Source organism: Methyloceanibacter sp. (genome assembly GCF_058506495.1).
Genome location: NZ_JBZMXT010000092.1, coordinates 1 through 7,547 on the forward strand (window position 1 = coordinate 1; position 7,547 = coordinate 7,547).

A 7,547-nucleotide genomic window follows, 5' to 3' on the forward strand; every position below is an offset into this window, starting at 1 on the left:
GACACGGGGAGGAACCGAAAGTGGGAGCGGCGCTAGAACATAGCCACAGGCCGCGCGATATTGCGAAGCGGCTTGGCCAGGGCCCGAAGGCCAGCTATTTGCGCGACTGGGTCTATGGCGGCATCGACGGAACGGTTACCACGTTCGCTATCATGGCGGGTGTCGTTGGTGCCAACCTCTCCTCAACGGTCGTTGTCATTCTAGGCGTTGCAAACCTTCTAGCCGACGGTTTCTCGATGGCGGCAGGTAATTACACCGGCACGAAGGCCGAATGTGACGAGTACGAACAGCTGGCCCGCATGGAAGAACGGCACATCGAGCTCGCGCCCGAAGGCGAACGCGAGGAGATCCGGCAGATCTTCCGGGCGAAGGGCTTCAAGGGCGATACGCTAGAAAGCGTCGTCGATGTGTTGACCAGGCATCGGAAGAGCTGGGTCGATACGATGATGCGCGAAGAACATGGCCTCCCGTCCATCGTTCGCTCGCCCTTTCACGCGGCGCTGTACACATTTGTGGCCTTTGTGCTCTGCGGCAGCGTTCCGCTTCTTCCCTATCTCCTGGGTGCTGAGAACCCCGAATGGCCCTCAACCATCATGACCGCGGCAACATTCTTCGCGATCGGTTCGCTACGCAGCCGTTGGTCGCCCAAGTCATGGTGGCTTACTGGACTGGAAACGCTAGCCATCGGCATGATAGCCGCAACCGTTGCCTACATCATTGGTTATCTGCTGAAGGGACTAGCCTAAGTCCGTTTCACTTTCGCGCTTCTGGCTGATCGTGCAAGAATCCTAGCTCTTACGAATCGAACTTAGCGCAGTTGAAAGTCCAATCTAGACGCCATGGCAATCCAAGAGCCCCCATTCAGCATCGGCATCGAGGAAGAGTATCTCCTCGTTGACAAGCAAACGCGAGATCTTGTGCCAGAGCCGCCGGCGGCCTTGCTAACCAAAGCGGAAGGCGCGATCAGAGGACAAGTGAGCCCTGAATTCCTGCGCTCACAAATCGAGGTCGGCACCCGAGTTTGCCACTCGGTACAGGAGGCGCGCGACCAGCTAGTGGAACTGCGTGCCACCATAGGCCGTATCGCCACCGAGTTCGGGCTGGCGCCCATCGCGGCCTCGACGCACCCTTTTGCGCATTGGGAAACCCAGCACCATACGAACAAGGAGCGCTACAACGTTCTTGCAAAAGATTTCCAGCACGTCATCCGGCGGATGCTGATTTGCGGCATGCATGTGCACGTCGGGATTGACGACGATGACCTTCGGATCGATCTGCTCGGCCAGGCCCCCTATTTCCTGCCCCACCTCCTGGCGCTGTCGACGTCGTCCCCCTTTTGGCAAGGTGAAGCGACAGGCCTCAAGTCCTATCGCTTGGCCGTATTCGATGAGCTGCCCCGCACGGGAATCCCCCACACTTTCTCCAGCTACAGTGAATATGAGCGCACCATAGAATTGATGGTTAATGCTGGCTTGATCGAGGACGCAACGAAGATCTGGTGGGATTTGCGACCCTCCGCTCGTTTCCCGACGCTTGAGATGCGCATCACCGATGTCTGTCCGTTGCTCGAGGACTCTATCGCGATCGCCGCGCTATACCAGTGTATCCTTCGCCTGCTCTATCGCCTGCGCCGGCAAAACCAACGCTGGCGCCAATATCCGCCTTTCCTAATCCGCGAAAACCGCTGGCGAGCGCAGCGTTATGGCATCGAGGAAGGCATGGTCGATTTCGGCCGCGATGCCATGGTGCCCTTTTCACACCTAATCGAGGAACTATTCGAACTCGTGGCGGAGGATGCGGCCTACTTCGGCTGTGCCGCCGAGGTAGCCCATGCCCGCACAATCCTGCAGCGCGGTACTAGCGCGGACCGTCAGCTCAAATGCTACGAGGCGACAAAAGCCAAGGGAGCGTCAGATCATGAGGCACTTGCGGCCGTGGTGGATGAACTCGTGGCGGAGACGGCAGCGGTGCCCGGCGCCGGAACATCCGCGGTCCTTGAGGGCGAGAAGGCGTGACACGACGTGAACCTAAAGCGTCGTTTGCATTCCGCCGTCCACGTTGAGCGCCGCGCCCGTGATGTAGGCCGCTTCGTCGGATGCTAAGAAGAGCGCAGCGCTTGCGATGTCTTCTGGGGTACCAAAGCGCCGGAGCGGCGTCTGCGTCAGAAGCGCCTTTGCGATACCTGGGTTTTTTATGTAGCGGCCGATCAGCGCCGTCTCGACATAGCCAGGCAGCAACGTGTTCACACGGATCCCATAGGGGGCGTACTCGACTGCCAGACTGCGCGAAAGCGCGGACACCGCACCCTTTGTTGCAGAGTAAACGGCCATCTGCCGAGTGTGCTTCGCCGACATGACCGAAGAGAGATTGACGATCGAGGCCTTGCCCGAGGCGCGCATTAAGTCGAAAGCCTCACGCGCGCATTTCACAGTCCCGTCGAGATTGACGGACCAGACCTTGTCCCACTCCTCGTCGGTCAAGTGACGGAAGTCCGCACGTGCTCCGACGCCAGCATTGTTAACGAGAACATCAAGACGTCCATGTGTCGTCTTGATGCTCTCTATGAGCGCCTTAACCTGAGCAGTGTCGGTAATATCGACGGTGTGCGCCTCGGCGGCACCGTTCGCCGTGACGATCGCACTGGCCGTCTCTTGAGCCGCGTCACCGTCGATATCTGCGACGACGACATGCGCGCCTTCCCGCGCGAAGGTTTCGCAGATGGCGCGGCCGATGCCCGCACCACCGCCTGTAACAAGCGCAATTTTTCCCTCAAGCCGCCGCATCGGATCCCTTGATCGGTATCGGTGGCTCCCACCTCTGCCGAAGGGTTACGAACTCCTCCGCCATGCTTGGGTGGAGCGCCATGGTGGCATCGAAATCGGCTTTGGTTGCGCGCAGTCTCAGTGGGATAGCTGCTACTTGAACGATTTCGGCCGCGTCCGGCCCAACCATATGGAGGCCAAGAACCTTATCGGTCTCCGCGTCAACCACCAGCTTCATGAAGACCGTTTCGTCACGCCCGCTAATGGTTGCGCGCATAGGCCTGAAGCTGGTCTTGTAAACGTCCACCTGATGCTTCTCTCGTGCTTCTTCTTCCGTCAGCCCGACCGTTCCGATCTCGGGTTCGGTGAATACCGCAGTCGGAATGAAACTGTAGTCCATCGCTTTGGGACGGCCTTCAAATACGGTCTCAACGAACGCGGTTCCCTCACGGATCGCCACGGGCGTGAGATTGACCCGGTCCGTCACATCGCCAACTGCGTAAATGTTGTCTACAGACGTCTTTGAGAAGGCATCGACGATCACTTTGCCATTGCCGCCTATCTCGACGCCTACCTCTTCAAGCCCGAGTCCTCTCGTGTTGGGTTTGCGGCCCGTCGCAGCCATCACAGAAGAGGCACGGAGACAATCGCCGTTAGCCAAAACAACTCTAAAGCCATCGCCGCCTTTCTCGATGGAGGCGATATTGCTATCCATGCGCAAATCGACGCCGCGATCGCGCAGGGCCTCGGCCACTGTATCTCGCAGATCCAGGTCGAACCCGCGTAGGATCTGGTCGCCTCGATAGAGCACGGTGACATCGACCCCGAGCCCAGTGAAAATCGAGGCAAACTCCATTCCGATATAGCCTGCGCCGAGAATGACAATGTTCTTCGGCAGGGTTTCGAGCTGGAAGCATTCGTTCGAGCTGATGAAATGCTCCGCCCCCGGTATGGATGGGAAGGCTGGCGCAGACCCAGTAGCTACGAGAATATACTCCGCTGAAACTGGCGCCTCGTGATCGGCAAGGCGAACGCTGTGGCGGTCTTCCAATATCGCTCGTGTCAGAAAACGCTCGACCCCTGCGTTCTCGAGCGTGCGGGTGTATACGCCGTTCAGCCGGTCGACCTCGCGCTGCACGTTGTGAATTAGCGTCGACCAATCGAATTTGAGGTCTTCGTAGGACCACCCGAAGGCAGTCGCATCCTCCAACTCCGCGCCATAACGGCTACCATAGACAAGCAGCTTCTTAGGTACGCAGCCACGTATCACGCAGGTTCCGCCGATGCGGTACTCTTCGGCGATAGCGACACGCTTGCCCAGCTGTGCGGCTAGGCGCGCCGCCCGGACACCGCCGGAACCGGCTCCGATTACGAACAGATCATAGTCATACTTCGACACTTTGGATCGATGCTCCGAATGCTCTCGGTATGCTGCCGAAACGCAAGTGGGTCATGCGCTTGGATGCTTCAAGATTTGTATGCCATTCGCGCCCGCGACAATTGCCATATCGCAAAGACCAAGAAAAAGACCGTGCTCGACGACGCCAGGCACGCGTGTCAGCGCGAATGCTAGCACTTCCGGCTCTGTGATCTTTGGGAAGGCACAGTCGACGATCAGGTTGCCCTGATCGGTAACGAATGGACGGCCGCCCTCGCCTGCCCTCAGTCGAATCTCCCCATCGCACCCGGCTTCGGCCGACAGCGCCTGAATCAACTGCATCGTCGCTTTCAGACCGAAGCGTACGACTTCGATCGGCAGTGGATGTGATCCCAGTGTTTGCGAGAGCTTCCGGCTATCCGCGATGACGACCATGCGCTCCGATGCCGTTGCGACGATCTTTTCGCGCAGAAGCGCCCCTCCGCCGCCCTTGATCAGACGAAGCTGGTCGTCGATCTCGTCAGCACCATCCACGGTCAGGTCCAGATGCGGCGTGTCGTCTAGCGTCGTTAGTGGAATGTTCAGCGCTTCGGCATGCACGCGCGTCGCCTCGGAAGTTGGGACGCAAATGACCTCAAGACCATCTCGTACCCGCGTGCCGACCTCCTCGACAAACGGTGCGGCCGTTGACCCCGTGCCAAGCCCAAGCCGCATTCCCGGCTTGACGAGATCTATGGCGGCCTTGGCGGCCGCGGCCTTGTACCCTTCGATTGTCCTTGCGCTTTCAGACATCAACCGCCAAGCCCCTCACTTTAAAGGCCCCCCATCATGACGTATTTCAGCTCCAGAAATTCTTCGATTCCATGATGGGACCCTTCGCGGCCCAGGCCTGATTCCTTCACGCCTCCAAACGGTGCTGCTACCGAAGAGATCATTCCTTCATTGACGCCGATCATGCCATATTCCAGGGCCTCGGCCACCCGCCATGCGCGCGAAAGGCTCTGCGTGAAGAAATAGGCCGCAAGCCCGAACGGCGTATCGTTGGCTAGCGTGACAGCCTCGCGCTCATCGTGGAAACGGAACAGTGCAGCGACGGGGCCGAAGGTCTCTTCCTGTGCGATCCGCATGTTAGGCGTCATTTCCGTCAGAATGGTCGGCACGTAGAAGGTACGCCCAAGTTGGTGCCGCTCACCGCCTACGAGAAGCTTAGCGCCATGGCTGACCGCATCCCGCACATGGGCCTCGACTTTCTTGAGACCCTCTTCGCTAATGAGCGGGCCTTGGTTTACCTCTGTCGCCGTCCCAACACCGACCTTGAGCTGAGAAACGGCCTCAGCAAGCTTCTTGGCGAAGCGCTCGTAGATGCCGCTCTGCACGAGGATGCGGTTGGCGCTAACGCAGGTCTGGCCAGAGTTCCGAAACTTGGATGCGACAGTGCCAGCCACTGCCGCATCGAGATCTGCGTCATCGAATACGATGAAGGGCGCGTTACCGCCGAGTTCTAAGGAGAGCTTTTTCACCGTATCGGCGGACTGGCGCATCAATAGCTTCCCGACCTGTGTCGAGCCGGTGAATGTAATCATGCGTACCTTCGAGTTGGACGTGAGTTCGCCACCAATGGCTTCGGCGTTACCCGTGACCACATTCAGTACGCCAGCAGGCAACCCAGCCCGGCAAGCCAGCTCCGCAAGCGCAAGAGCCGTAAGCGGTGTCTCGGGGGCGGGCTTCACAATCACCGTGCAGCCCGCAGCAAGAGCCGGCGAAATCTTCCGCGTGATCATCGCTAACGGAAAATTCCAGGGCGTGATGGCCCCGACGACGCCCACCGGCTGTTTCATCACGAGAACGCGGCCACTCTGCTTGGGCGTCGGGATAATCTCACCAAGGACGCGTTTGGCTTCTTCCGCGTAGTGCTCGGTAAAAGAAGCCCCGTATTCGACTTCAGCACGTGCCTCGGCGAGAGGCTTGCCCTGCTCCATGGTAATGATGCGCGCAAGGTCCTCCGCGTGATCCTGTTGAAGCTCGTACCAGTTACGCAGGATTTTTGCCCGGTCCACTGCCAGCAAGCCACTCCACTCGGGAAACACGCTATTGGCAGCGTCAATAGCGGCCTTCGCCTCGCGAGCACCAAGATCGGGCACGCGGCCAACGACAGCGCCTGTCGCCGGATTGACGACATCAAGCGCGGGCGTACCCGTCCAAGCGCCACCAATTAGACATTGGTTCTTGTTCAACGTTGATGCCTTAAGCTGCATAACCCGCTCTCTACGCCGCCGCTTGCACAACGGCAAGTCACGTGTGAGAGAAAGATGCATGTTAGAGGGCGCAACAATTGTCTTTGATCTCGATGGCACGCTGGTCGACACCGCACCAGACCTCACCAACGCACTAAACCATGCGCTAAAATTACATGGGCATCCGTACGTTGAGCCGGCTCTCGTTCGCGAGGCCGTAGGGCGTGGCGCGCCCGCCATGATCTATGAGGCGTTGGGTGTCGAGACTGGTACGGATGAGATCCTCGCCGACTTCCTGATCCACTATGAGGCCAATATCGCCGTCGAAAGCCAGCCCTTCCCTGGTGCCGTGGCGCTCCTGGAGCGTTTAAGAGCGCAGGGCGCACTCTTGGCCATCTGCACGAACAAGCGCGAGCGGCTTGCCGGGCTATTGCTCAAAGAACTCAGGCTGGACCATCATTTCGCGGCGATCGCAGGCCGCGATACATTCGAAACCTCCAAGCCTCATCCCGGCCATTTGCTGGGGGCGATTGCAGCCAGCGGCGGCGACCGGACGCGCGCCGTCATGGTGGGCGACAGCGCTGTCGACATTCAAGCGGCGCAGTCGGCTGGCATCCCTTCGATCCTTGTCTCTTTTGGCTATTGCCCGCCAACGCAAGGTCCGCGCCCCACCGTCACCATCGACAATTTCGATACCCTGGAGGCCGAAGCTGGAATCCTGCTCAAAAGCTTGACAGACAGCGACTCGAGCCCATCCTTATAGCGCCGGGCAAACGCGCCGGAATATCGCCCCAGTCTAAGAAGCGGCTACAATCAACAGCCACAATTGGGCGCTAGTTACGGGAACAGAGCTTTTTGCGCCAAGGAGCAACGGAATGCGCAGACTGATCACAATGAGCGCGTGTATGGTCTTGTTGGCGGCGGGAACCGCCCAGGCCCAAGAGTCTGAACCAGACGCTGGAACGGCCTGCGTTAACCAACTTGCGGAAACCGAAACGCTCGTTGATCAGACGGTCAACGCCAAGGCGCTCGACGAAGGCGACGTTGAAGAAGTGAACATGCTGCTGGACGAGGCCGACGCAGCCTGCACAGACGGCGATTTTGACAAGGCCACGGAGACCTTGTCGAAGGTCAAGGGCATGCTGAAGCCGGCCCCGGCAGCGGAAACCGCAG

General features: G+C 59.1%; 8 protein-coding genes. 4 read left to right on the forward strand and 4 right to left on the reverse strand.

Features of this window, described 5'->3' with window-relative positions:
- Together AC33YF_RS11945 and AC33YF_RS11950 are read left to right on the forward strand one after the other, a co-directional pair.
- On the forward strand, positions 1-746 hold a 746-nt coding region (locus tag AC33YF_RS11945), incomplete at its 5' end, for a VIT1/CCC1 transporter family protein (protein WP_491777432.1).
- Between the two features lie 93 nt (positions 747-839).
- Complete coding sequence (locus AC33YF_RS11950; RefSeq protein ID WP_491777433.1) at positions 840-2,015, forward strand: carboxylate-amine ligase; 1,176 nt, start codon at positions 840-842, stop codon at positions 2,013-2,015.
- 12 nt (positions 2,016-2,027) lie between these two features.
- On the opposite strand, the gene AC33YF_RS11955 is transcribed toward AC33YF_RS11950, so the two are convergent.
- The 4 genes from AC33YF_RS11955 to AC33YF_RS11970 are packed head-to-tail and all read right to left on the reverse strand — an operon-like array spanning position 2,028 to position 6,395.
- Entirely contained in the window at positions 2,028-2,783 is a 756-nt protein-coding gene (locus AC33YF_RS11955; RefSeq protein WP_491777434.1) for an SDR family NAD(P)-dependent oxidoreductase, read from the reverse strand.
- Positions 2,770-4,161 (reverse strand): glutathione-disulfide reductase, encoded by a 1,392-nt coding sequence (gor, locus tag AC33YF_RS11960; RefSeq protein WP_491777435.1) that lies wholly within the window; start codon positions 4,159-4,161, stop codon positions 2,770-2,772. The genes AC33YF_RS11955 and gor overlap by 14 nt, the downstream gene beginning before the upstream one ends.
- Positions 4,162-4,212: 51 nt before the next feature.
- Positions 4,213-4,932 (reverse strand): ribose-5-phosphate isomerase RpiA, encoded by a 720-nt coding sequence (gene rpiA / locus AC33YF_RS11965; RefSeq protein WP_491777436.1) that lies wholly within the window; start codon positions 4,930-4,932, stop codon positions 4,213-4,215.
- A 20-nt stretch (positions 4,933-4,952) separates the two neighbouring features.
- A complete protein-coding gene (locus AC33YF_RS11970) occupies positions 4,953-6,395 on the reverse strand; it encodes an NAD-dependent succinate-semialdehyde dehydrogenase (protein ID WP_491777437.1) in 1,443 nt (480 codons plus the stop codon).
- Between the two features lie 58 nt (positions 6,396-6,453).
- Here AC33YF_RS11970 and AC33YF_RS11975 point away from each other — a divergent pair, with 58 nt between their 5' ends.
- Complete coding sequence (locus AC33YF_RS11975; protein ID WP_491777438.1) at positions 6,454-7,137, forward strand: HAD-IA family hydrolase; 684 nt, start codon at positions 6,454-6,456, stop codon at positions 7,135-7,137.
- A 112-nt stretch (positions 7,138-7,249) separates the two neighbouring features.
- A partial coding sequence (locus tag AC33YF_RS11980; RefSeq protein ID WP_491777439.1) for a hypothetical protein occupies positions 7,250-7,547 on the forward strand: 298 nt, incomplete at its 3' end.

Excerpts from the sequence above, each read along its gene's own strand:
- AC33YF_RS11955 (WP_491777434.1), bottom strand. The coding sequence starts at position 2,783 with ATGCGGCGGCTTGAGGGAAAAATTGCGCTTGTTACAGGCGGTGGTGCG.
- AC33YF_RS11970 (WP_491777437.1), bottom strand. The coding sequence starts at position 6,395 with ATGCAGCTTAAGGCATCAACGTTGAACAAGAACCAATGTCTAATTGGT.
- AC33YF_RS11975 (WP_491777438.1), top strand. The coding sequence starts at position 6,454 with ATGTTAGAGGGCGCAACAATTGTCTTTGATCTCGATGGCACGCTGGTC.
- rpiA (WP_491777436.1), bottom strand. The coding sequence starts at position 4,932 with ATGTCTGAAAGCGCAAGGACAATCGAAGGGTACAAGGCCGCGGCCGCC.
- AC33YF_RS11950 (WP_491777433.1), top strand. The coding sequence starts at position 840 with ATGGCAATCCAAGAGCCCCCATTCAGCATCGGCATCGAGGAAGAGTAT.